This window comes from Agreia sp. Leaf335 (assembly GCF_001423605.1).
Classification (GTDB): Bacteria; Actinomycetota; Actinomycetes; order Actinomycetales; family Microbacteriaceae; genus Agreia.
Genome location: NZ_LMOQ01000001.1, coordinates 400,277 through 424,029 on the forward strand (window position 1 = coordinate 400,277; position 23,753 = coordinate 424,029).

24 protein-coding genes and 1 tRNA gene are annotated in these 23,753 nt (G+C 65.9%); 15 read left to right on the forward strand and 10 right to left on the reverse strand.

What is annotated here, in order from left to right:
• Positions 1 to 68: 68 nt before the first annotated feature.
• Together ASF79_RS02005 and ASF79_RS02010 are read right to left on the reverse strand one after the other, a co-directional pair.
• The gene (locus ASF79_RS02005; RefSeq protein ID WP_055851372.1) at positions 69 to 368 is read right to left on the reverse strand and encodes a hypothetical protein; all 300 of its coding nucleotides are present in this window, start codon (positions 366 to 368) and stop codon (positions 69 to 71) included.
• 140 nt (positions 369 to 508) lie between these two features.
• A complete protein-coding gene (locus ASF79_RS02010) occupies positions 509 to 1,648 on the reverse strand; it encodes an SDR family oxidoreductase (protein WP_055851377.1) in 1,140 nt (379 codons plus the stop codon).
• 166 nt (positions 1,649 to 1,814) lie between these two features.
• Here ASF79_RS02010 and ASF79_RS02015 point away from each other — a divergent pair, with 166 nt between their 5' ends.
• The 3 genes from ASF79_RS02015 to ASF79_RS02025 all read left to right on the forward strand — a co-directional run bounded on the left by ASF79_RS02015 (position 1,815) and on the right by ASF79_RS02025 (position 4,954).
• A complete protein-coding gene (locus tag ASF79_RS02015; protein WP_055851379.1) occupies positions 1,815 to 3,203 on the forward strand; it encodes a sugar nucleotide-binding protein in 1,389 nt (462 codons plus the stop codon).
• 63 nt (positions 3,204 to 3,266) lie between these two features.
• A complete protein-coding gene (locus tag ASF79_RS02020; protein ID WP_055851382.1) occupies positions 3,267 to 3,701 on the forward strand; it encodes a VanZ family protein in 435 nt (144 codons plus the stop codon).
• 137 nt (positions 3,702 to 3,838) lie between these two features.
• Positions 3,839 to 4,954, forward strand: a complete 1,116-nt coding sequence (locus ASF79_RS02025; protein WP_055776194.1) for a fatty acid desaturase family protein — start codon at positions 3,839 to 3,841, stop codon at positions 4,952 to 4,954.
• A 33-nt stretch (positions 4,955 to 4,987) separates the two neighbouring features.
• On the opposite strand, the gene ASF79_RS02030 is transcribed toward ASF79_RS02025, so the two are convergent.
• Positions 4,988 to 5,938, reverse strand: coding sequence for a type IV toxin-antitoxin system AbiEi family antitoxin domain-containing protein (locus ASF79_RS02030; protein ID WP_055851384.1), 951 nt, complete (start codon positions 5,936 to 5,938; stop codon positions 4,988 to 4,990).
• A 103-nt stretch (positions 5,939 to 6,041) separates the two neighbouring features.
• On the reverse strand, positions 6,042 to 6,356 hold the full coding sequence (locus tag ASF79_RS02035; protein WP_055851388.1) for a hypothetical protein: 315 nt from the start codon (positions 6,354 to 6,356) through the stop codon (positions 6,042 to 6,044).
• Positions 6,357 to 6,636: 280 nt separating this feature from the next.
• Here ASF79_RS02035 and ASF79_RS02040 point away from each other — a divergent pair, with 280 nt between their 5' ends.
• From ASF79_RS02040 to ASF79_RS02060, 5 genes are all read left to right on the forward strand, one after another.
• Positions 6,637 to 7,620, forward strand: coding sequence for a LacI family DNA-binding transcriptional regulator (locus tag ASF79_RS02040; RefSeq protein WP_082465946.1), 984 nt, complete (start codon positions 6,637 to 6,639; stop codon positions 7,618 to 7,620).
• Between the two features lie 345 nt (positions 7,621 to 7,965).
• Positions 7,966 to 9,045, forward strand: coding sequence for a multiple monosaccharide ABC transporter substrate-binding protein (gene chvE / locus ASF79_RS02045; protein WP_181035701.1), 1,080 nt, complete (start codon positions 7,966 to 7,968; stop codon positions 9,043 to 9,045).
• A gap of 129 nt (positions 9,046 to 9,174) precedes the next feature.
• On the forward strand, positions 9,175 to 10,722 hold the full coding sequence (gene mmsA, locus ASF79_RS02050) for a multiple monosaccharide ABC transporter ATP-binding protein (protein ID WP_055776179.1): 1,548 nt from the start codon (positions 9,175 to 9,177) through the stop codon (positions 10,720 to 10,722).
• Between the two features lie 33 nt (positions 10,723 to 10,755).
• Positions 10,756 to 11,997 (forward strand): multiple monosaccharide ABC transporter permease, encoded by a 1,242-nt coding sequence (gene mmsB / locus ASF79_RS02055; protein WP_055776176.1) that lies wholly within the window; start codon positions 10,756 to 10,758, stop codon positions 11,995 to 11,997.
• A gap of 50 nt (positions 11,998 to 12,047) precedes the next feature.
• Positions 12,048 to 13,436 carry a sugar ABC transporter ATP-binding protein gene (locus ASF79_RS02060; protein WP_055851392.1) on the forward strand — a complete coding sequence of 463 codons (1,389 nt, stop codon included), beginning with the start codon at positions 12,048 to 12,050 and terminating at the stop codon, positions 13,434 to 13,436.
• Positions 13,437 to 13,508: 72 nt separating this feature from the next.
• On the opposite strand, the gene ASF79_RS02065 is transcribed toward ASF79_RS02060, so the two are convergent.
• A complete protein-coding gene (locus tag ASF79_RS02065; protein WP_055776170.1) occupies positions 13,509 to 14,090 on the reverse strand; it encodes a histidine phosphatase family protein in 582 nt (193 codons plus the stop codon).
• Between the two features lie 200 nt (positions 14,091 to 14,290).
• On the opposite strand from ASF79_RS02065, the gene ASF79_RS02070 reads away from it, so the two are divergent.
• Positions 14,291 to 14,569, forward strand: a complete 279-nt coding sequence (locus ASF79_RS02070) for a hypothetical protein (protein WP_146077604.1) — start codon at positions 14,291 to 14,293, stop codon at positions 14,567 to 14,569.
• A 112-nt stretch (positions 14,570 to 14,681) separates the two neighbouring features.
• On the opposite strand, the gene ASF79_RS02075 is transcribed toward ASF79_RS02070, so the two are convergent.
• The gene (locus ASF79_RS02075) at positions 14,682 to 15,884 is read right to left on the reverse strand and encodes a pyridoxal phosphate-dependent aminotransferase (RefSeq protein WP_055852994.1); all 1,203 of its coding nucleotides are present in this window, start codon (positions 15,882 to 15,884) and stop codon (positions 14,682 to 14,684) included.
• 123 nt (positions 15,885 to 16,007) lie between these two features.
• Here ASF79_RS02075 and ASF79_RS02080 point away from each other — a divergent pair, with 123 nt between their 5' ends.
• Both ASF79_RS02080 and ASF79_RS02085 read left to right on the forward strand, forming a co-directional pair.
• On the forward strand, positions 16,008 to 17,156 hold the full coding sequence (locus ASF79_RS02080; protein WP_082495635.1) for a diacylglycerol/lipid kinase family protein: 1,149 nt from the start codon (positions 16,008 to 16,010) through the stop codon (positions 17,154 to 17,156).
• 2 nt (positions 17,157 to 17,158) lie between these two features.
• A complete protein-coding gene (locus tag ASF79_RS02085; protein ID WP_326942845.1) occupies positions 17,159 to 17,914 on the forward strand; it encodes a glycosyltransferase family A protein in 756 nt (251 codons plus the stop codon).
• Here the strand turns inward: ASF79_RS02085 and ASF79_RS02090 are convergent.
• The gene (locus tag ASF79_RS02090; protein WP_055851400.1) at positions 17,889 to 18,380 is read right to left on the reverse strand and encodes a MarR family winged helix-turn-helix transcriptional regulator; all 492 of its coding nucleotides are present in this window, start codon (positions 18,378 to 18,380) and stop codon (positions 17,889 to 17,891) included. The two genes, ASF79_RS02085 and ASF79_RS02090, sit on opposite strands and share 26 nt — an antisense overlap.
• Positions 18,381 to 18,449: 69 nt before the next feature.
• On the opposite strand from ASF79_RS02090, the gene ASF79_RS02095 reads away from it, so the two are divergent.
• Complete coding sequence (locus ASF79_RS02095) at positions 18,450 to 19,226, forward strand: SDR family oxidoreductase (protein ID WP_055852996.1); 777 nt, start codon at positions 18,450 to 18,452, stop codon at positions 19,224 to 19,226.
• Between the two features lie 121 nt (positions 19,227 to 19,347).
• Here the strand turns inward: ASF79_RS02095 and ASF79_RS02100 are convergent, their stop codons facing one another.
• From ASF79_RS02100 to rfbB, 3 genes are read right to left on the reverse strand one after another with little or no spacing between them, the layout of a single operon-like run.
• A complete protein-coding gene (locus tag ASF79_RS02100; RefSeq protein ID WP_055851403.1) occupies positions 19,348 to 20,106 on the reverse strand; it encodes an HAD-IIB family hydrolase in 759 nt (252 codons plus the stop codon).
• A 47-nt stretch (positions 20,107 to 20,153) separates the two neighbouring features.
• Positions 20,154 to 20,861 carry an HAD-IA family hydrolase gene (locus ASF79_RS02105; RefSeq protein WP_055851405.1) on the reverse strand — a complete coding sequence of 236 codons (708 nt, stop codon included), beginning with the start codon at positions 20,859 to 20,861 and terminating at the stop codon, positions 20,154 to 20,156.
• Positions 20,862 to 21,860, reverse strand: a complete 999-nt coding sequence (rfbB, locus tag ASF79_RS02110; RefSeq protein WP_055776155.1) for a dTDP-glucose 4,6-dehydratase — start codon at positions 21,858 to 21,860, stop codon at positions 20,862 to 20,864.
• A 197-nt stretch (positions 21,861 to 22,057) separates the two neighbouring features.
• Between rfbB and ASF79_RS02115 the strand changes: the two genes are divergently transcribed.
• The 3 genes from ASF79_RS02115 to nusG all read left to right on the forward strand — a co-directional run bounded on the left by ASF79_RS02115 (position 22,058) and on the right by nusG (position 23,681).
• Positions 22,058 to 22,130, forward strand: a tRNA-Trp gene (locus ASF79_RS02115).
• Positions 22,131 to 22,220: 90 nt separating this feature from the next.
• On the forward strand, positions 22,221 to 22,493 hold the full coding sequence (gene secE, locus ASF79_RS02120) for a preprotein translocase subunit SecE (RefSeq protein ID WP_055776152.1): 273 nt from the start codon (positions 22,221 to 22,223) through the stop codon (positions 22,491 to 22,493).
• A gap of 135 nt (positions 22,494 to 22,628) precedes the next feature.
• Positions 22,629 to 23,681 carry a transcription termination/antitermination protein NusG gene (gene nusG / locus ASF79_RS02125; RefSeq protein ID WP_055851410.1) on the forward strand — a complete coding sequence of 351 codons (1,053 nt, stop codon included), beginning with the start codon at positions 22,629 to 22,631 and terminating at the stop codon, positions 23,679 to 23,681.
• Positions 23,682 to 23,753 lie beyond the last annotated feature (72 nt).

Below are 23,753 nucleotides of genomic sequence, written 5' to 3' on the forward strand. Positions count from 1 at the left end.
GGCAAATTGAGGCACTCCATCGTGCTTATGCATGCCTCATTCCTACCAGAGTTCGGTGGCAGCAGTCCCTACGCCGTCTCGCCCCGCGGCATCGTGTGGGGCCTCCACGCCAGCTTGCGCTCCGACAGAGAGCGGATCAGGGGCGCTGTGTCGAGGTCGACGGGCTCGTGCAGAGAGTCGGAGACATCGAGCGGTTCGCCCGGAGACAGCACCAACTCGACGACGTGCTCGCCGGTCTCGGCGATCGCCGGAACGTCGATCTTCACGACCCGGCCTCGCCGCTGGGCGGCCTGCGAGAAGTTCGTAATCGCCTGCGCGACGTCGTCGGTAGTGATGAAGGTCTTGCCCTGGCAGTCAACGCGCTTCATAGGTCTCGTCTCCCTCGACTAGTAGCCCTTCGAGCGTGGCGCACACGCAGGCCCTCCCCGAGGGCTTGACTTTACTAGCCATGCGCGCGAAAGTTCGACGAGTCGAAGCCAGGTTGACTCCTTGTGACGATCCGCGCCGATCAGGCGCTGGGAATCAGGCCGTCTCGCCGATAGCGGTCGAACAGCGCGGTGAACGAGTCCACCGTGCGGTGATGGGTGTGGAACCCCGCGAGGCGACTCTTGCTGATGTCGGTCACCACTTCGATGTCGCGCCCGAGATCGGCATCGGTGTGCCACCACGACGCGAGGCGGGTGAGGTCGGGTTCGACCAGTGCGTGCTTCTGGGCGAGCTCTGCCCACACGCCCTCCATGCCGACCATCTGCTGCTCGAGCGGGCGAGGCGCGGTGTCGAATCCCTCGGCCTCGACGCCGAAGTAGGCGGCGAGCTGCGGCCACATCCAGCGCCAGCGAAAGACGTCGCCGTTCACCACATTGAAGGCCTCGTTCGCGCCGCTCGGCGTCGTGGCGGCCCACGCCATCTGCTCGGCGAGCACGGTGGAGTCGGTCATGTCGGTGAGACCGTTCCACTGCGTCTCGCTGCCCGGAAAGATGAACGGGAGGCCGCGGTGCTTGCAGATCGAGGCGTAGGTGGCGAGGGTGAGCCCCATGTTCATGAGGTTGCCGACGGCGTGACCGATCACCGTGTGCGAGCGGTGCACCGACCACGTGAACCCCTGCCGCTCGGCGGCCGCGAACAGCTCGTCTTCCTGCGCGTAATAGAAGTTGGGAGTGTCGAGGCGCGGCTCCTCTTCATGAAACGGGGTGTCGGGCATCTCGCCCTGCGCATAGGCATCGAACGGGCCGAGGTAGTGCTTGAGGCCGGTCACGAGCGACGCGTGCACCACGGGCGACGAATCGAGGGCGGCCAGAAGGTCGCGCACCATGCCGCCGTTCACCGCGATGTTCTCTTCTTCGGTGGCCTGTCGCGCCCAGGCAGAGAAGAAGACGTGACTGATGCCCTGGCCCTCGAGGGCCGAGCGCAGGCTATGCGGCGACCGCAGGTCGGCAGAGATCCATCGCACCCCGGCAACCGGCCGGCCCTCGCGACGGGCCAACGCGAGCACTCGCCATCCATCGCCCGCCAATCGGTCGACCAGGGCCGAGCCGGTAATGCCGGATGCGCCCACGACGAGCGCGACCCGGTCGGGCGAGGGCGACGCGACGTCGCTCTCGGCGAGAGAAAGAGGAGCGGGGGAGGAGGCATTGCTGTCGGAAGTCATCGCTCTCGGAAACCGGCCCGCGCGCGGCGATATTCCGACATTCGTCGTTTTGACACGTGAACAGAGGGTGTGCACCCCCGCGCCGGGGTGACCCGGGCGCTCGTTGCCGATAGGCTCGCTGCGCGCGACCGAACGCGTGCGGCGAGAGAAAGCACAGGTATTACCGATGGCCGAAGCGACAGAACTGCGTCTGACAGAGACCGCGATTCCCGGACTCGTCATTCTCGATCTGCCGGTGCACGGTGACAATCGCGGCTGGTTCAAAGAGAACTGGCAACGCGAGAAGATGCTGGCCCTCGGCCTGCCCGACTTCGGTCCTGTGCAGAACAACATCTCGTTCAACGGCAAGACCGGAACGACCCGCGGCATCCACGCCGAGCCCTGGGACAAGTACGTGTCTGTCGCCACCGGCCGCATCTTCGGAGCGTGGGTCGACCTGCGCGAGGGCGACACCTTCGGAGCCGTCGTCACCGTCGAGCTCGATGCCGGTCGCGCCGTCTACGTGCCGCGTGGAGTGGGCAACTCGTACCAGACCCTCGAAGAAGACACGGCCTACACCTACCTGGTCAACGACCACTGGAGCCCGGCCGCCTCGTACACGTTCCTCAACCTCGCCGACGAGACCGCGAACATCCAGTGGCCCATCGCGCTCGACGACGTCGAGATCAGCGCGAAAGACCAGGCCCACCCGCGTCTCGGCGACGTCGTGCCCATGAAGGGCGCGCGCACGCTCGTGCTCGGCGCCGGCGGACAGCTCGGCCTCGCCCTGCGCGCCGAGTTCCCCGACGCGGAGTACGTCTCGCGCGCCGACTTCGATGTGGCCGACCCCGCCAGCTACACCTCGCGGCACTGGGGCGACTACGACACCATCATCAACGCCGCCGCGTACACCAAGGTCGACGAGGCAGAGACGGCCACGGGCCGACCGGATGCGTGGGCCGCGAATGTCTCGGCCGTCGCGTTGCTCGCATCGGTCGCCACCGCCAACCGCCTCACCCTCGTGCACGTCTCGAGCGACTACGTCTTCGACGGAACCGCCGCCGAGCACCCTGAAGACGAGGCGTTCTCGCCGCTGGGCGTCTACGGCCAGACCAAGGCAGCGGCCGACGCTCTGGTGTCGACCGTTCCCAAGCACTACATCGTGCGCACCAGCTGGGTCATCGGCGAGGGCAACAACTTCGTGCGCACCATGGCGTCGCTCGCCTCGCGTGGAGTGGCTCCGAGCGTCGTGAACGACCAGATCGGGCGCCTGACCTTCACGACCGACCTGGCCGCCGGCATCCGGCACCTGCTGTCGTCGGGTGCTGATTTCGGCACGTACAACCTCACGAACGAGGGCGAGCCGCTCTCGTGGGCGGCCATCGCCGCGCGCGTCTACGAGCTCACGGGTCACTCCGCCTCTGACGTGACCGGGGTGTCGACCGAGGAGTACTTCGCGGGCAAGTCGGTGGCCCCGCGCCCGCTCGGCAGTGTTCTGCCGCTGGGCAAACTCGCGGCCACCGGGTTCGTTCCCCGCGACGGCGACGAGGCATTGAAGCAGTATCTCGGGGCGTAGCGCGACGCGTAATCGGTGCCCCGCGGCAATCGCCGTGAAACATGTTTTCGTTAGCCTCGAGGCATGAACAGCGCGCACACTCGTCGATGGGCCTGGCGTGCTCTCGGCGTGATCGCAGTCGCGGTCGTGGCGATCACGTTCTGGCCTACGCCCGTGGACCAGCCATTTCAGAGTGCGCTTGCTCGGCTGCTCGCATCGTTGCACCGACATGGCTTGCCCGAGTGGGTCACCTACTCGGTCGTGGAGTCGGCGTCGAACGTCGTGATGTTCGTTCCGCTCGGCGCGCTGATCGCCTTGCTGGCCTGGCCGTCGCTGTGGTGGATCTCGGGCGTTCTCGGGTTCTTTGCGTCGCTCACCATCGAACTCTCCCAAGCTCTGTTGCTGCCACAGCGGTTCGCGGCGGCCGGTGATGTGGCCGCGAACACCGCGGGAGCACTGCTCGGTGGGGCTGCTATATGCATTTTGCGTTATGTACAGCTCGGGCGCGAGCGGCGTTAATCAATCCCTTGGGCTGGCAATTCTCTACCCAAAGACCGTGCATCCGTGGCCCGATCCGTGGATCGATGCCCACGCCCCCTAGAGTGAGAGCAAGTCACCCCTAGAACCTGGTTGTCTTGCTGCCCTGCGAGGGCCCGATGGCCGAGAGGGGCCTTGTGACCGACACAGTCAAACCGCGCATTACATTCACCAAGACGAAGCCGGGTGGTGCGCGCACCAGCCCGACCAGCGAGTACTCGTCGCTGCTCAACACCGTTCGCGATGCTGGCCTTCTTCGCCGCCGCAAGGGTTTCTACTACGCCATGTTCGGTGTGCTGCTCGCAGCGCTCGGCGGCGTCGGCGTCGGAGTCGTTCTGCTGGGCGACTCCTGGTTCCAGCTGCTGATGGCTGCCGCGCTCGGCATCATCTTCACGCAGTTCGCCTTCCTCGCCCACGAAGCCTCGCACCGCCAGGTGTTCACCTCGGGCAAGGCCAACGACATCGCGGGCCGCACGCTCGCCAACCTCTTCGTCGGCATCAGCTACTCGTGGTGGATGACGAAGCACTCGCGTCACCACGCCAACCCGAACGTGCTCGGCAAAGACCCCGACATCGAGCGCGACTTCGTGTCGTTCACGCCCGAAGACGCGGCCAAGTCGCGCGGCCTCTACGCCTGGGCTACCAAGCGCCAGGGATACTTCTTCTTCCCGATCCTGATGCTCGAGGGTCTCAACCTTCACATCCATGGCTTCCGCACCGTCTTCGGCAAGGGCAAGGTCGACAAGCGCTGGCTCGAGATCGTCATGCTCACCACGCGCATCTCGGCCTACGTGCTCGTCATCTTCCTGCTGCTCGAGCCCGGAATGGCCTTCGCCTTCATCGGTGTTCAGCTGGCCGTCTTCGGCGTCTACATGGGTGCGTCCTTCGCTCCCAACCACAAGGGAATGCCGACTCTGCCGCACGACAGCAAGGTCGACTTCCTGCGTCGCCAGGTGCTGACCTCGCGCAACATCCGCGGCGGCTTCGTCATGGACACGTTCATGGGCGGTCTCAACTACCAGGTCGAGCATCACCTCTTTCCGAACATGGCGCGCCCCAACCTCAAGAAGGCTCAGGCCATCGCGAAGGAATACTGCGAGAAGCACGACATCCTCTACACCGAGACCGGCCTGCGCCAGTCGTACGGCATCGTGATCCGCTACCTCAACCGCGTGGGCCTCTCGGCCGGCGGAGACCCCTTCGACTGCCCCGCAGCGCAGGCGTTCGGGCGCTAGTCGCTCTGCAGCAGCCGCTGCTGCTGCGGTACTTCAGCAAGAACCGTCCTCTTCGTGCGTTTTCGCACGGCGAGTGGCGGTTTTTCCTGATTTAGAGCGCCGCGGCCATAAGTGCTCTCTTCGTCGAACGCGGGAGAGGATCGTTTCGAGGGTCTCCGGCCAGTCGAACATGACCATCTCGTAGGTGAGTCGCATGGGCAGATAGCCGAGCCCGATGAGCGTGCGGTCGCGAAGGCGGTCCCCGTAATAGCGCTCCTGGCCGGTGTGGAATCTCTTGCTGTCGCACTCCAGAACGAAGCGGTCGCCGATGACCAGGTCGACGTATCCGACCTCGGAGATTCGCACCTGCACAGAGACGCGAAGGCCGAGGGCTCGAAGCCGTAGCCGAACGAGGGTCTCGGTGCCTGACTGGCTCCGTGCGTCGGCGCGGCTGAGTGCGCGAACGTAGCGTCGGGGGAGGCGCGCGAATGCCGACTCGAGCTGACGCAGGGTGAGGAGGCCTTGGTTCAAGGCGGAGTCGATGACGACGACGGCATACTCCTCGGGCTGGCACTGCACCGTATCGATCAGTGCGTCGATCACCGACGCGACGCCGTCGCGCGGTGAGTCCCGGTGCGTGCGCCAGTGCAGGCAGACGGGCTTGGCGACCGAGCTTCCTTGCGGCTGCAGTGGAGCTGTCCTTCCTGGCCGTGATTGCTGGGATACACCGCCTCGCAACCTGCCGGCGTTGGTCGGAACGGCGACATGGAGCGTGGAGTCCGGCGGTGTCCAGAGTCCGATCACTTCGGCCGCAGAGAGCGACGTGGCCACGCCGCCCACGGTGACGGCGCGCATTGCGAGGGGCGCCGCACCGGGCGTTGCGTACCACCCTCGTCGCAGTCGCAGCAGCTCGCCACGGGCAACTGCACGGGCTATCGAGTGATGCGTCATGCCGAAGGCGAGGAGTCCTTTTCGAGCGACGATGTGGCCGCGGGGTCTGTTCATGCGAATGATGGTTGCCGCCGCGCAGACGCGTCGATGGCCTGTGAGGCGGATCTGTGGAGCGATGCGTGTGCGCGGCTGCGGTGGCGGAGGGGAGGGCGCGCTCTTATTCAGGAAAAGCCGGGGGAGCGGCGTGCGAAAAGCGCGGTTTCGGCGCGATCTTCCTGAATTGGAGCGGCGGCAGCGGGTGGAGCGTCGGCTGAGAGAAGTACTCATCCGTGTCAGCTGCCTGCGTGATGTAGTGCCGTCGTACCGAGGTGTTCGGTGGCGGGCCGCGCTCGAATTCAGGAAAAACCGGTGCGTCGAGGGCGAAAAGCCCGGTTTGGGCGCGCTTCTCCTGAATACGGGCGGCGGCGGCATCGGGCGAGTGCAGGACAACGTCGAACCGCGCCCAGCGCCACCTACCGAGGCCCAGCACCACCTACCGAAGCCCGCGCGCCACCTACCGAGGCCTGCGCGCCACCTATCGAAGCCCCTCGCACCACCTCCACTGCAACATCCGCACAGCACCTCGAGGCAGCGGCCACAGACGCCGATGTCGACTCGTTCACCGACGCTGCCATCGACGCGAGGGCACCGCAGGGGTGAACGGGTGTGCATAATAAGTAGGCGCTCACCCTTTGTGAACGTGAACAACGATGAGGTTTGAACGCGTGGCAAAGGATCCCGAGCCGGTGGCGAAGAAGTCACGGGCCCCGAGCATGCACGATGTGGCGCGCCTCGCCGGGGTCTCGCATCAGACCGTCTCGCGCGTCATCAACGACCTACCGAACATCCGCGAAGAGACCAAGCAGCGGGTGCTCGACTCCATGGAGCAGCTGCAGTACCGGCCCAACCGGGCCGCGCGTGCGCTGGTCACGTCTCGATCCCGCACCATCGGCATCCTGTCTGCCTCGCGCACGATGTACGGCCCCGCCGCCAGTATTCAAGCCATCGAAGATGCCGCAAGTGCGGCCGGATACTCGGTCACGACGGCCAGCATCAGCGGCTACGAGTCCACCTCGATCGTGCGCGCCATCGACCGCCTGCTCGACCAGGCGATCGAGGGTCTGGTCGTGATCGCGCCGCAGCGCCGGGTGTTCGACACCCTCGCGGGCATGTCGTTGCGCCTGCCGATCGTCACGCTGCAATCCACGGGAACCGAGAACGACAAGTCGCTGTCGGTCGACCAGATCACGGGGGCGCGCCTGGCGACCCGTCACCTCATCGAGCTGGGGCACCGGTACATCTACCACCTCGCTGGTCCACAGGACTGGATCGAGGCCGAGGCCCGCATGACAGGCTTTCTCGACGAGATGAACGCGCAAGATATGCCGACGACGGCACCTATTCTGGGCGACTGGACAGCCGAGTTCGGCTACTTCGCGGGGCGCGAGCTGCTGCGCATGCGCGACTTCACGGCGATCTTCGCGGCGAACGACCAGATGGCGCTGGGGCTCATGCACGCCATCCGCGACGGCGGCCTCGAGGTGCCGCGAGACGTCAGCATCGTCGGCTTCGACGACATTCCCGACTCCGCCCACTTCTGGCCCCCGCTCACCACCGTGCGGCAGGACTTCGCGGAGCTCGGCCGACGCTGCATGGCGTTGCTGTTGGGCGGGCTCGAAGCCGGCGAGGAATATTCAGGAAGCATTCTTCCGACCCTCGTCGTGCGCGGTTCATCGGCTGCACCGTCGTCTGGATAACGATCGTGACACGCCGAACAATCGAGGTTGACAGGGTGATCATGTACGGGTCTAGTATGAACACGCGTTGTGAACGTTCACAAGGATTGTGGTCGCAACAACGCACCAGAGCAGACAAGGGAGTCGTCGATATGGCCAGCAGCATTCGCAGCGCAGCTCATCCGCCTTCTCTCTAGTTCTCAGCCCTATGCCGCGCAAGGCTCCCTGCCCTGCACGGCGAACGAATCGGTCTTCGGGACGAGGCCGAATCGCGCACCACTGCAGACAACGACGTCCACTGCACATTCGAAAGGAATTCACACAGTGAAAATCAAAACCCTCCTCGCCGGCGTCGCCGCCGGCGCGATGATCATCGGCCTCTCGGCCTGCTCCTCCGGCTCAGGCGGCGGAGAAGGCGGCGGAGACGGCGGCCTCATCGGCGTCGCGATGCCCACCAAGTCGAGCGAGCGCTGGATCCAGGACGGCAACGCCGTGAAGTCGCAGCTCGAAGACGCCGGCTACACCGTCGACCTGCAGTACGCAGAAGACGACATCCCCACCCAGGTCTCGCAGATCGAGAACATGATCACCAAGGGTGCCAAGGCCCTGATCGTCGCTTCGATCGACGGCACCACGCTCACCAGCGTGCTGCAGGACGCCAAGGACGCCGACATCCCGGTCATCGCCTACGACCGTCTGATCCGCGACACCGAGAACGTCGACTACTACGCGTCGTTCGACAACTTCAAGGTCGGCCAGCAGCAGGCATGGTCGATGCTGAACGGCCTCGGTCTGACCGAGCTCGACGGCACCGAGATCGCCGGCGCACCCGCCGGTCCGTTCAACATCGAGCTGTTCGCCGGTTCGCCCGACGACAACAACGCCACGTTCTTCTTCGAAGGCGCGATGGACGTTCTGCAGCCCTACATCGACAAGAAGACCCTCGTCGTCGGCAGCGGCCAGACCAGCTTCGAGCAGGTCGCAACCCTCCGCTGGGACGGCGAAGCTGCCCAGAGCCGCATGGAGGACATCCTGACCTCCACGTACTCCGACGGATCCAAGAAGGTCAACGGTGTTCTGTCGCCCTACGACGGCATCTCGCGTGGAATCATCTCGGCTCTGACCGACGCCGGCTACACCGTGGGTGCTGAGTGGCCCACCATCTCCGGCCAGGACGCCGAGCTCGACAGCGTCAAGGCGATCAACGGCGGCGAGCAGTACGCCACGATCTTCAAGGACACCCGCAAGCTCGCCACGGTCGCGGTCGACATGGCCACCGCCATCCTCAAGGGTGACAAGCCCGAGGTCAACAACACCGAGGACTACGACAACGGCAAGAAGGTCGTTCCGTCCTTCCTGCTCGACTCGCAGATCGTTGTGAAAGACAACATCAAGGAGGTCCTGGTCGACTCCGGTTACTGGACCGAAGACGAGATCAAGGGCTAACACCTAAAGATCCCGGATGCTCCGGGCGCGTGACCTTCACGGGTCGCGCGCCCGGCGCATCCAGTCTCTCGTCGCCATCACGGCGACGTAAATCACCCCACGAACAACCAGCAAGGAAGCAGAATCGCGATGACGGACAAGGTCGACGCTCCGCTCAACATCCTCGAGATGAGGGGAATCACCAAGACGTTCCCCGGCGTCAAGGCGCTGCAAGATGTGACCATCGAGGTCGGCCGTGGCCAGGTCCACGCCATCTGCGGTGAGAACGGCGCCGGCAAGTCGACGCTGATGAAGGTGCTCTCGGGTGTTTACCCGTTCGGCACCTACGAGGGCGACATCGTCTTCGAGAACAAGACCGTCGAGTTCAAAGACATCCGCGATTCCGAGGCCGAAGGCATCGTGATCATCCACCAGGAGCTGGCGCTCAGCCCGTACCTGTCGATCGCGGAGAACATCTTCCTCAACAACGAACAGCGCGGCGGCCTCGGGCTGATCGACTGGAACAAGACCAACGCCGAGGCGGCAAAGCTGCTCGCCCGCGTGGGTCTGCGCGAGAACCCGACGACCAAGATCATGGACATCGGTGTCGGTAAGCAGCAGCTCGTCGAGATCGCCAAGGCCCTCTCGAAGCGCGTGAAGCTGCTCATTCTCGACGAGCCCACCGCGGCCCTCAACGATGAAGACAGCGACCACCTGCTGAACCTGATCCTGCACCTCAAGGAGCAGGGCATCACGGCCATCATCATCAGCCACAAGCTGAACGAGATCAAGAAGGTCGCCGACGCGGTCACGGTCATCCGCGACGGCAAGACGATCGAGACGATCAAGAAGAGCGACGTCACCGAAGAGCGCATCATCAAAGACATGGTGGGCCGCGACCTCGAGAACCGCTACCCCGATCACACGCCGCACATCGGCGACGAGATCCTGCGCGTCGAGGACTGGACCGCACACCACCCGCAGGATGTGAGCCGCGTGGTCGTCGACAACGTCAACATCAACGTGCGCCGCGGCGAGATCGTCGGCATCGCCGGGCTCATGGGCGCAGGGCGCACCGAGTTCGCGATGAGCCTGTTCGGTCGCAGCTACGGATCGAAGATCTCTGGTCGCGTCTTCAAGAACGGCGTCGAGATCAAGACCCGCACGGTGTCCGAGGCGATCGCGAACGGACTGGCCTACGCCACCGAAGACCGCAAGACCTACGGCCTCAACCTCATCGACGACATCAAGCGCAACATCTCGATGGCGGCGCTGAAGAAGCTCGAGAAGCTGGGCCTCGTCAACGACGGCCAGGAGTGGACCGTCGCCAACGAGTACCGCAAGAGCATGAACATCAAGTCGCCGACCGTGCTGGCGAAGACCGGCAAGCTGTCGGGCGGAAACCAGCAGAAGGTCGTTCTGTCGAAGTGGATCTACTCCGACCCCGACGTGCTGATCCTCGACGAGCCCACCCGCGGAATCGACGTCGGCGCCAAGTACGAGATCTACAGCATCATCAACAAGCTGGCGGCCGAGGGCAAGGGTGTCATCGTGATCTCGAGCGAGCTGCCAGAGCTGCTCGGAATCTGCGACCGCATCTACGCCCTCTCCGAGGGCCGCATCACTGGCGAACTGCCGATCGAAGAAGCGAGCCCCGAGGCTCTGCTCAAACTCATGACCATGGAAAAGGCCCGCTAGCGCTCGCGCTGGTGGATATAGGAGCACAACGACATGTCTAACCTCGAGACCAAGCCCGCCGACGGCGTCGCGGCCGGCAGCCAGGTGAATCCCGTGGAGAACAGGTTCACCAACAGGTTCAGCCACATCCTCGCCGACCTGGGCAAGAACGGCATCTTCATCGCCCTGATCCTGGTGGTGGTGCTGTTCAGCGTCCTCACCAACGGCATCCTGCTGCGTCCGCAGAACATCTCGAACCTGATCGTGCAGAACGGCTACATCCTCGTTCTCGCGATCGGAATGGTGATGGTCATCATCGCCGGCCACATCGACCTCTCCGTCGGATCGGTGGCAGCATTCGTCGGCGCCGTGTCTGGCGTGTTCGCCGTTCAATGGGGACTTCCCTGGTGGCTGTCGATCGTGCTCTCGCTGCTGGTCGGTGCCCTCGTGGGTGTCTGGCAGGGATTCTGGATCGCCTTCGTAGGCATACCCGCGTTCATCGTGACGCTCGCGGGCATGCTCATATTCCGCGGTCTCGCCCTCGTCGTTCTCGGTAACGCCAACATCGGTTCGTTCCCCACCGAGTACCGCGCTCTCGGTAACGGCTTCCTCAGCAACGTCTTCGGTGAACTCGAACTCGACCCGCTCACCCTCGGTGTCGCGGCCATCGCCGTGATCGCGCTGTTCGTTCAGCAGTTCCGCACCCGCAAGGGACGCGCCAGCTACGGCCAGGCCGTCGAGCCGATCGTCTGGTTCATCGCCAAGCTCGTGCTCATCACCGTTGCCATCGGCTTCTTCGCCTATGCGCTGGCCAGCTACAAGGGCATCCCGATCACCCTGATCGTTCTCGCCGTGCTGGTTCTCGTCTACGGCATCGTGATGAACCGCTCGGTCTTCGGCCGCCACATCTACGCCATCGGTGGAAACCTGCACGCTGCGGAGCTCTCGGGCATCAAGACCCGCAACGTCACCTTCTGGCTGTTCGTCAACATGGGCTTCCTCGCCGCACTCGCCGGCCTGATCTTCACCGCGCGACTCAACCTCGCAGGCCCCAAGGCCGGTGACGGCTTCGAGCTCGAGGCCATCTCGGCAGCCTTCATCGGTGGAGCTGCGGTTCAGGGTGGTGTCGGAACGATCGGTGGCGCCATCATCGGTGGTCTGATCATCGGTGTTCTGAACAACGGTATGTCGATCATGGGTATCGGCATCGAGTGGCAGCAGGCGGTCAAGGGCCTCGTGCTGTTGTTCGCCGTCGCCTTCGACGTCTACAACAAGCGTCGCTCCGGAGGCCGCTGATCTCCGAAGAGCTCAGCCCGAGCCCGGGCGAGATCCACGTCGTACTCGGCGTGGACTCGCCCGGGCTCGACGCCGTTCTGACGCGGGTCGCGGGGGCCGTCGCGTTCGCGCACGTGCGCCGGGTGTCGTCTCTCACGGCGACCCTCGATCTGGCTGACAACGTCTTTCTCGGCATCGAGCCGAAGCGTCGCTTCTTCGGACTGCCCGGAATCGTCGATCGAGCCGCGATGCGCACGCAGGCCACCGCGCTGCTGCGCAAGGTCGATGTCTACTCGCCGCTTCCCACGCTCGCGTCGCGACTCGACGACGCCTCGCGCGTTCTCGTCGAAGCGGCCAGAGCGCTGGCACATGGCGCCACCGTGCTCGCGTTCACGGAGCCCACGGCGGGCCTGACCGACGCGGGTGCCGAGCGGGTCGTGCAGGTGCTGCGCCGTCTCGCCAACGACGGAATCGCCGTGGTCGTCGCATCCCAGCGCCCGAGCTTCGCGCTCGAGATCGGCGACGCGGTGTCGGTGCTGTCGGCCGGTTCCGTCTCGGTGGTGCTGCGGCCCGATGACAGCCGGCCGGATGCCCGTGGCCGACTCCTCGAGGCGATGGCCGGCGGCGGCGGCGCGGCTGACGCGCACCCGGCAGGCGCGGATGCGGCCGGCACGGATGCGGCCGGCGCCACGGGCCCTGCGGTGCGCGACCCGGCGGCGGAGTCGCCATCCGGCGCCGTGATCGAGATCATCGACTGGAGCACCGACGACGAGTTCGACCTCGAGACCCCCGTGGTCATGGGCGCCTCGCTGAGCGCCGCGGCCGGCGAGATCGTCGGACTGGCCGGGCTCGAGGGCTCGGGGCGTAACGAGCTGCTGCTGAGCGTGTTCGGGCGCACGGCAGGAACGATTCCCTCGGGAACGGTGTTCATCGACGGGCTCCCCGTCGACACGAGCACGACGATGGCCGCGATCGAGCACGGCATCTTCGCGATCGTGACCGTGCAGCCGAAGTACCGGGTGCGCATCGTCGGGGGCATCTCGGCTCCGGCGACGCCGTCGATGCTGCCCGCGCTCGTGAAGGCGGGAGTGGTGACGCGCGACGACGAGACGAGGTCGACGCCCGGCGCGCGTGCGCTCGAAGCCGTGCGTCTGCGCGGGCGCGACGACGAGTGGGTGCGCATCCGCAGCCTGCTCGAGCTGTTTCCCGAGTCGCAGCACCGTGTGCTGCTGCTCGTCGAGCCGACGCGCGAGCTCGACGCTGAGCAGCGCGCCGAGGTGTGGCTGCTGCTGCGGGTGATCTCCGCTGCGGGCAAGGCCGTGATCGTGGCCTCGGCCGACCTCGACGAGCTGCGGGCGATCAGCGACCGCGTCGTGGCGATGGCCGGAGGACGCGTCGTGGGCGAAGTGGGGCGCGGAGCGTCGACGCTCGAACTGCTGACGCTGGTGGCGCCGCTCTAATTCAGGAAAAGCGGGCCGAAAGCGGCGTTCTCGTACGCGGCCGAGCGGTTCTGCCTGAGTTGTGGCGCGCGGCTACGAGCGAGGATCGGCGGCCGGGCTGCCATTCACGCTCAGCACGCGCCAGGCGCCGTCTACCCACTCGATCTCGTTGATCGCCGCATTGTGGATGTGGGGGATCTCCTCGCCGAGGATCTCGGAGAGCACGAAGCGGATGATCGTGCCGTGGCAGACCGCGGCGACCGTCGCATCCGGCCCGTCGAGCGGCAGCCGCGTGTCGCGGATCTCGGCGATGGCGCGCATGCCGCGGGCGGTGACGGCCTCGCGAGGCTCGATGTCCGGGAAGGCGGCGTCGGGCTCGTCGGGGATCTGCTCGGTGGGGACAGCGCCCTCGAGGCTGGCGTAGTCGCGCTCGATGAGGTCGTCGTAGGTGGCGCCCAGGTCGATGTCGAGGATCTCGGCGATGATGCGCGCGGTCTCTCGGGCGCGCATCAGCGGAGACGAGACGATCGCCGAGAGGCCCTGGTCGGCGAGCACGGCGGCGGTCTCCACGGCCTGTGCCCGCCCTGTGTCGTTCAACGGAATGTCGCTGGAGCCCTGCAGGCGACCGTCGCGGTTCCAGTCGGTCTGGCCGTGGCGGATGAGTTCGATGCGCATGGAGGAAGGGCTTTCGTCGAGAGTGGGGGGAGGGGCGCTCTCGAAGAGAGGTCGAGGCCCCGCAGTCAATCGTAGAACGCCGCCCGCGGATGCGCCGTCGGGAGCCGGATCTTGCACATCTGTTCGGGCCGTCGATCCGCGGTATCGCGCAGCACGAGGCATGGTCTTGCGTGTTCACTTTGGCCTGCGACAATGCAGCCATGACGAAGAAGATCACCACGGCGCTGGCCGAACTCATCAAGGCGTTGGGCAAGCACGCAGAGATCGCTGCGACCCCCGATGCCTCGGTCTCGAAGACCGAGCGGGCGACCGTTCGTGTTCAGAAGGCGGCCACCGCGTACCTCTCTGCGCTGCCCGCCAAGAAGCGCATGGCGAACCCGTTCATCGGTGTCGTCGACGACCGCATCGACGACGATCTGCGCGCAACGCTCGAAGCAGAGCGGGCCACGATGTCGAAGAGCGAGAAGAAGGGCAAGTAGCCCTTCGCAGCGGTCTCGATACGGTCGCTGAGCGACCTACTCGACCAGCGCAGTCCGCGCGCTGGTCGAGTAGCGAGGAACGAGCGTATCGAGACCGAGACCGGCCGCGCGGCTACGCCGTGAAGAGCTTCTGCAGACGCTCGATGCCCTCGGCGAGAGGCTCGTCGCCCAGCGCGTACGACAGACGCAGGAACCCGCTCGGGCCGAAGGCCTCACCGGGAACGGCTGCCACCTCGGCCTGATCGAGGATCAGATCGGCGAGCTCGAGAGAGGTCGTCGGCGTGACACCTCCCCAGGAGCGGCCGAGCAGACCGGTGACATCGGGGTACACGTAGAACGCGCCCTCGGGAGTGGGGCAGACGATGCCGTCGATGGCGTTGAGGCCCGCGACGATCGCCTTGCGACGGCGGTCGAACGCCAGTCGCATCTCTTCCACCGCGTCCTGCGGACCGGTGAGCGCCTCGAGCGCAGCGCGCTGCGAGATGTTCGACACGTTGCTCGATAGGTGCGACTGCAGGTTCGCGGCACCCTTGATGGCGTCTGCCGGGCCGACCATCCAGCCGACCCGCCATCCGGTCATGGCATACGTCTTGGCGACGCCGTTGACCAGGATCGTGCGGTCGGCCAGCGCCGGCACGGCCTCGACGATCGAGATGGCGCGCACGCCGTCGTAGGTGAGGTTCTGGTAGATCTCGTCGGTGATGACCCAGAGCCCGTTGGCCTCGGCCCATTCGCCGATGGCGCGGGTCTGCTCCTCTGAGTACACGGCGCCGGTCGGGTTCGACGGCGACACGAACAGCAGCACCTTGGTGCGCTCGGTGCGCGCGGCCTCGAGCTGCTCGACGGTGACCAGGTAGTTCTGCTCGCTGCCCGCGAAGACATCGACGGGAACGCCGCCCGCGAGGCGGATGGCCTCGGGGTAGGTGGTCCAGTAGGGAGTGGGCAGCAGCACCTCGTCGCCCGGATCGAGCAGCGTGGCGAAGCTCTGGTACACAGCCTGCTTGCCGCCGTTGGTGACGATGACCTGAGACGCCGAGACCTCGAGGCCCGAGTCGCGCAGCGTCTTCGCCGCGATCGCCTCGCGCAGGTCGGGCAGACCGACCGCCGGCGTGTACTTGTAGTTCTTGGGATCGAGCACCGCGCGCGACGCCGCCTCGACGATGTGAGCGGGTGTCGCGAAGTCGGGCTCGCCCGCCGCATAGCTGATGACGGGGCGGCCCTGGGCCTGCAGCGCCTTCGCCTTGCTGTCGACCTTGAGAGTCGCCGATTCGGCGATGGATGCGATGCGGTGCGAGATGCGGGTGGGTTCGGTCACGAGAGCCAAGCCTAGCGGGAGGGCCTGTGATTCGACCGGAGAGTTTAGGGCTTCGGCGCGTGTTTTCGCACCGGGTCTGCCACAGATAGCCCGGATCTTTCCGTCGCCCATACCCTTGACGGTATGAGCGAAAATCAGCCCGACGCATCCGACAGCCAGAAGCCCGTCGCCGCCGTCGTCTACAACCCGATCAAGGTCGATGTCGACGCCCTTCGCGCCTCTGTTAAGCGGCACGAGGGCCCGAACGGGTGGGGCGAGACGCTCTGGTTCGAGACGAGCGTCGAAGACCCGGGTCAGGGCGTCACGAAAGACGCCCTGGATGCCGGTGCCTCGATGGTTCTCGCGGCCGGCGGTGACGGAACGGTGCGCTCGGTCGCCGAGGCCGTGCACGGCAGCAAGGCATCGCTCGCTCTGCTTCCGAGCGGAACGGGCAACCTGCTCGCCCGCAACCTCGATCTGACGCTGAACGACCTCGACCACGCGGTCGAGACGGCGTTCTCCGGCGACGACCGGGCCATCGACGTGGGGCTCATCCAGGTGCGGCGCGAGGACTCCTCGGTCGAGAAGTTCGCCTTCGTCGTCATGGCCGGCCTCGGCATCGACGCCACCATGATCGCGAACACCGACGACGACCTCAAGAAGAAGGTCGGCTGGCTCGCCTATGTGAGCGCCATCGCGAAGGCCCTGCGCGACAAGAACGAGCTGCGCATGCGCTACAACCTCGACAAGCAGGGCAACCACTCGGTTCGCGCCCACACGATCATCATCGGCAACTGCGGATCGTTGCCGGCGAACATCCTGTTGCTGCCGGAGGCCGCCGTCGACGACGGACTCTTCGACATCGTGATGCTGCGCCCGAAGGGCGTCGGGGGCTGGATCCAGATCATCGTGAAGATCATCTGGGAGAACGGCGTTCTGCGTCGCACGGCCGCGGGTCGTCGCCTCGCCGGACTGTCGAAAGAAGTGCGCGCCCTGAACTACGTGAAGGGCAAGGAGCTCGTCGTGAAGCTCGACCGCGCCCACGACATCGAGCTCGACGGTGACAGCTTCGGCACGGCCATCGCGTTCCGTACCTGGGTCGACGCCGGGGCGCTGCGCGTGCGTATCCCCGCCGAGGTCACCCTCGAGGAGCAGCAGCCCGAAGACGAGCCCGAAGAGGCCCGACTGCCCGGCGAGCGCATCGACGAGGGCGCCGACGCCGAGGAGGACCTCTTCGCGGAGTCGGGCGACGACGCCAGCGTCGAATCAGGTGGCGGGTCGTCATCGAACTGAGCATCTCGGTCGTCGTTCCCGTCAAAGACGACGGCGAGCTCCTGAGGCGCTGCCTCGGCGCGCTCGCGAAGCAGACGCGTCGGCCCGACGAGATCGTGGTCGTCGACAACGGGTCGAGCGATCACAGCGCGCAGGTGGCGAGGGATGCCGGTGCCCGGGTCGTCTTCGTCGAGGGCGGCGGAATCCCCGCGGCCAGCGCGGCCGGCTACGACGCCGCCGGCTTCGACGTCATCGCGCGGTTGGATGCGGATTGCCTGCCCGAGCCCGCATGGCTCGAGCGGGTCGAGACGGCGCTCGTCGCGCATCCGGATGCCGTGGCCGTCACGGGCGGGGCGCACTTCATCGACGGGCCGAAGCCGCTGCGCGGGATGCTGGCTGCGTTCTATCTGGGGGCGTACTTCGGCACGGTGTACCTGGCGCTCGGGCACATGCCGCTGTTCGGCTCGAACTTCGCTCTGCGCCGTGACGCCTGGGTCGCGGTGAGCGACGCCGTGCACCGAGGCGACTCCTTCGTGCACGACGACATGGATCTGTCGCTGCACATCGGGCCGAAGCGGCGCATCCGCTACGTGCGAGGCCTCGGCATGGGAATCTCGATGCGGCCGCTCTTCGACGCCAGCGGATTCGCCACGCGCATCAGACGGGGCTTCCACTCATTGACCATCCACTGGCCGCACGACTTTCCGTGGCTGCGCTGGGCGCGCCGGCTCCGTCGTCAGGCCGACTCCGTCGTCAGCTCAGTCGGGTCGCGTAGCTGATCGTCTGCTCGAGAAAGCGCCGGGCATAGCGGGTGAAGGCGGCCGCCTCGTCGGCGGGCCAGTCGGCCAGCAACTCCGCCATCATGTCGTCGCCGGCGTCGTACAGATCCTGCGCCGCGGCGACGCCATCGGCGGTGAGCGCGATGGTGTGGGCCCGGCGGTCGTTCGCGTCGACCTCTCGGCGAACGAGGTCGGATGCCGTCAGCTTCACGAGGGCCTTGCTGATCGTCGGGGCGCCGGTCACCAGCAGCTGGGCCAGCGCGGAGGAGCGGAGCGGGCCGCGCCGGGCGAGAGTCCAGAGGATGCGCACCTCGATCGCCCCGAAGTCGCGCCGACGGGAGTGGGCGATGCCCGACTGGAACCGCGGCGAATCCCACACCCCCTGCAGATCGGCCAGGATCGCGACGAGTTCGGAGCGGTACTGCAGGGGAGCGACGCCCTCACCCGCAGATTCGGTAGCGGCCATGGAGTACACGCTAGTCGACCGATATAGTTGCTAATGGAAACTGTTTTTGTCGAGATCAAGGGAGATTTCATGGTTCGCACATACGTCGTCACCGGAGCAGCATCGGGCATCGGTCAGGCCACGGCCGCGCTGCTGGTCGAGCGGGGCGAGAAAGTCATCGGGGTCGACCTCAAGAACTCCGACGTCAACGTCGACCTCACCACCGACGAGGGCCGCCGCACGCTCGTCTCGGAGGTCGAACGCATCAGCGGTGGGTCGATCGACGGCGTGCTCGGCATCGCCGGACTCGCGGCCGAGATTCCCGCCACCGTCGGGGTCAACTTCTTCGGCATGGTCGCCACGCTCGAGGGGCTGAGGCCCCTGCTCGCCACGTCCGATGCGCCCCGAGCCGTGGGCATCGCATCGATGGCGAGCCTGCATCCCGTCGACGACGAGCTGGTCGCGGCCATGGAGGCGGGCGACGAGGCTGCGGCGCTCGCGCGAGCGGAGGCCGTCGCCGCTGGCGGAACGGGTGGCACGATCTACGCGTCGACCAAGAAGGCCTTCGCGCAGTGGATCCGTCGGACCGCGACCACACCCGACTGGGCCGGAGCCGGCATCCCGTTGAACGCCATCGCGCCCGGAGTCATCGTGACCCCGATGACGGCCCCGCTGCTCGAGACCGAGGAGGGGCGTGAGCAGATCCGACAGGGCGTGCCGATGCCGCTGAACGGATTCGCCGACGCCATCGTGCCCGCGCGTCTCTTGGCCTGGCTCGTGAGCGAAGAGAACTCGCACCTCTGCGGCCAGGTCGTGTTCGTCGACGGCGGCAGCGACGCGGTCATCAGGAGCGACTCCACCTGGTGATCCGCGTTCCCTGAGCCTGTCTAGGGGGTGGTCTCGATACGCCTGCTCCTACGTCGCGCGGCTACTCGACCAGCGCAACGTGTGCGCTGGTCGAGTAGGCCGCCTGCGGCCTTATCGAGACCTACAGGGTCGGGATGAGCTCGTCGATGAAGGCCGCGGTGTCGTGCCAGCCCTCGACAGCGTGGCATTCGACGCCGAGTGCCTTCACCGGGTAGTCGTTGCCGTCGGGGTCGAGGCGGTCGCCGACGAAGAGCATGTCGTCGAGGGGAATGCCGGTGAGCTCGGCGAGCCGGGTCATTCCGTAGGCCTTGTCGATGCCCTGACGGGTGATGTCGACCGAGGTCGAGCCGCCGCTGCGCACCTCGAGGTCGGGCAGCAGGGCCTGCGCGGCCTCGCGCAGCGTGTTCTTCTTCACGCCGTCGGCGTCCCAGGCGGACTTCGCCGAGACGGGCGCACCCTGGCCGAGCGCCGAGAAGGTGATCTGCGATCCGCGATCCTCGAGAATCGGTCCCCAGGTCTCGGACTCCCAGTAGCCGAGTCGTCGGGCCTCGCCCTCGACGGCCGCCAGCGCGCGGTGCTTCTCGTCGTCGGTGAGATTCTGCGCGTAGACCTGGTTCCAGACGCCGCCCTCGAAGCGGTAGTACTGGGTGCCGCAGGTGGGCATCAGGTGCAGTCGCGCGAGGGCCTCGGGGCTCGCATCGGTGAGCTTGTCGATCACCTGAGCCGTGAACTGCCCGTACTGGCCGCCCGAGATGATGCACACTTCGACCCGGTCGAGCAGCGTCACGAGGAGGTCCGCCATGCTCGGGTCGATGGCCGTTTTCGAGGGGGCGAGCGTGTCGTCGAGGTCGAAGGCGACGAGGCGGGGAGTCGAGGTCATGGCTGTCCGTTCTGCACCGATCGCGGAAGTCGCGGGGCGCGTCGATTCTAGAGGGGCAGAGCGATGGTGAAACTCGGCCGTGGGTCCGGGGCGTCGGGCGCCGCGTCGTGCACGGTCACCGTGACGTCGCGATAATCCCGGATGCGCGGCAGGCCACGCGTGGTCTCGCTCTCGTGCGAGCCCACCACGACGGTGCGCATGCCCGCCGCGAGACCGGCCGCGATGCCGGCCTCGGCATCCTCGAAGACGATCGCGTCTGCCGGGTCGATGCCGAGCAGCTCGGCCGCCAGGAGGTAGCAGTCAGGCGCGGGCTTGCCGCGCTCGACGTCGGCGGCGGTCACGACGACGTTCGGTGCGGGCACGTCGGCGATCTCGAGCCGCCGAAGGGCGAGCGCGCGCCGGGCCGAGGTGACGAGAGCGATGGACGCCGCGGGCAGGCTCTCGACGAATGCGCGGGCACCTGGAATGGGAACGATGCCGTCGACGGCCGCGAGCTCGAGGTCGAAGAGCCGATCGGCGCCCGCCACCACGTCGAAGCCGGTCGGACCGTGCCGCAGCATCGTATCTTCGGCCCGCACGCCATGGCCGGTGGCGATAATCGCCCGCGCATCCATGCCGTTCTCGGCCGCGAAGGCCGTCCAGACCTGCTCGACCACCGCGGTGGAATCGACGAGCGTGCCGTCCATGTCGAACAGCACGGCTCGAGCGGTGAGGCTCGTGATGCCGACGTCTCCTGTCGCGGAGGCGGTCGTCACCTACTGTCCCTGGAGCTGGTACTTCGCTTCGGTCTCGGCCTTCTGCGGCTTCCACCAGTTCTCGTTGTCGCGGTACCAGGCCACGGTCGACGCGAGGCCGGACTCGAAGTCGGAGTACTGCGGAACCCAGCCGAGCTGGGTGCGCAGCTTCGTGGAGTCGATCGCGTAGCGCAGGTCGTGACCCGGGCGGTCGATCACGTGGTCGTAGGCATCGGCGGGCTGGCCCAGCGTCTCGAGGATCAGCTCGACGACCTGCTTGTTGTTCTTCTCGCCATCGGCGCCGATGAGGTACGTCTCGCCGATCTCGCCCTTGTCGATGATCGTGAGAACGGCCGAGGAGTGGTCGTTGGCGTGGATCCAGTCACGCACGTTCTCGCCCGCGCCGTAGAGCTTGGGGCGTTCGCCGGTGAGCACGTTCGTGATCTGGCGGGGAATGAACTTCTCGACGTGCTGGTACGGGCCGTAGTTGTTCGAGCAGTTCGAGATCGTGGCGCGCAGTCCGAAGGAGCGCACCCAGGCGCGCACCAGCAGGTCGCTGCCGGCCTTGGTAGAGGAGTACGGACTCGACGGGTTGTACGGGGTCTGCTCGGTGAAGCGCTCGGGGTCGTCGAGCTCGAGGTCGCCATAGACCTCGTCGGTGGAGATGTGGTGGAAGCGCACGTCGTGCTTGCGGGCCGCCTCGATGAGGGTGAACGTGCCGATGATGTTCGTGTCGAGGAACGGGCGCGGGTCGTGCAGGGAGTTGTCGTTGTGGCTCTCTGCCGCGTAGTGCACGACGACGTCGGCGTCTTTGACGAGGCCGTCGACCAGTTCGGCATCGGCGATGTCGCCCTTGACGAAGGTGAAGCGCTCGGGATCGAGCCCGTCGAGCGAGGCCAGGTTGCCAGCGTAGGTGAGGTTGTCGAGCACCGTCACGTGGTCATCGGTGTTCTCGAGCACGTAATGCACGAAGTTCGAACCGATGAAACCGGCCCCACCGGTAACGAGAAGCTTGCGCACTGAGATCTCCTGAAGTCGACGAAAAGATTTCCCCCATAGTAACCGGGGCTGTGAAGGCCGGTCTGGGCGCTGGCTTTACTCTCGTTCTGCTCTCGCCTACACTTGGTCGAGGTAGTTGAAGTCTGCCAAGCTTTTTTATGCCCTTTTTGGGTCTCGAAGGGTTTGGCGGGTGACGATTCCCGGGCTTTTCAGCCCGAAGGGTGGTGGCTCAATTGGTAGAGCAGCGGTCTCCAAAACCGCAGGTTGCAGGTTCGAGTCCTGTCCGCCCTGCTGATCGAATCCGGTAGCTCTCTCAGATCGTGTGAGAGGCAACGGACGAGATTGGGCCGGATGGCCGAATTGTGAAGGGTAACTACTTACGTGGCACGCAAAGTAATCGACGAACCGAGTGAAGAAGTCGTCGAGAGCGCCAAAAAAGAACGGGCTGCTCGCCGCAACCCGTTCGCCCGTATCGTGCTCTTCATCAAGCAGGTCTTCCAAGAGCTCAAGAAGGTCGTCACCCCGACGCGCAAAGAGCTGCTGAGCTACACCGCAGTCGTTCTCGTCTTCGTCATCATCATGATGGCGCTGGTGTCGGGTCTCGACGCAGTGTTCGCGTGGCTTGCGCTGATGGTCTTCGGAAACCCGGTCTAGTCAACTGAAGCGGGCACACATGTTCTGTCAGAACCGGTGCAGCCCGAGCAGTCGTAACGGGCTGGTCATCCGCAGAGCGGTGAGCCAAGACATCGTGCGCAGAGCGCAATAACCAACGAATTGGAACGGATTTACGTGGCAGAGTCACAGCGCGACGACGTCGAGAACGTCGCAGCCGAAGAGAAGTCAGCCGAGACCACGGCGGCGCGCGAAACGCCCGCCGACCTCGACGCACTCCTCGAGGCGATCGATGCGAATCCCGACCCCGAGGTCGACGCCCTCGTCGATGACGCCCTCGACATCAGCGATCCCGAAGAAGCCGCAGCGGCCATCGACGTGCTCGACGACCCCGACGCCGCGACGGTGCTCGACGAAGACGGCGACGACATCGCCACGGCCGTCGCCGAAGCCGAGGCAGAGGCCGACGTGAGCGATGCGGCCGAGCAGCCCGAGGCATCCGGCACCGAAGCCGACGACACCGAGACGCTCGGCGCAATCGCCCCGGAGTCAGAGGTAGACGTCTCAGAGGTCGAGCTCGACGCCGATGGCCAGCCCGTTGTCGCCGACGTCGACCCCTACGAGGCGTTCCGCAAAGAGCTCCGCACCCTGCCGGGCAAGTGGTACGTCATCCACTCGTACGCCGGCTTCGAGAAGCGCGTGAAGCAGAACATCGAGAGCCGCAAGTCCTCGATGGGCATGGAGGACTTCGTCTTCCAGGTCGAGGTTCCGATGGAAGACGTCGTCGAGATCAAGAACGGCCAGCGCAAGCTCGTCACTCGCGTTCGTATCCCCGGCTACGTGCTCGTGCGCATGTTCCTCAACGAAGACAGCTGGTCTGTCGTGCGTCACACGCCCGGCGTCACCGGCTTCGTGGGCAACTCGCACAACCCCACGCCGCTGCGTTTCGAAGAGGCTTTCTCGATGCTGCAGTCGCTCGTCGTCGTCGCCGATGTCCCCGTTGCCAAGGCTGCGGGCGGCAAGGGTGGCAAGGCCGTCTCCCGCTCGATTCCGGCCGAGGTCGACTTCGAGATCGGCGAGACCATCACGATCAAGGAAGGCTCGTTCGCGGGTCTGCCCGGATCGATCAGCGAGATCAAGCCCGAGAGCGGCAAGCTCACGGTTCTCGTCTCGCTGTTCGAGCGCGAGACCCCGGTCGAGCTCAGCTTCGACCAGGTCACCAAGCTCTAACGGTCTTCACTTCATCGAGCCCATCGTTCATTCGATGGGCTCGATGGCGTTAACGGCCTGGATCGCGTATGC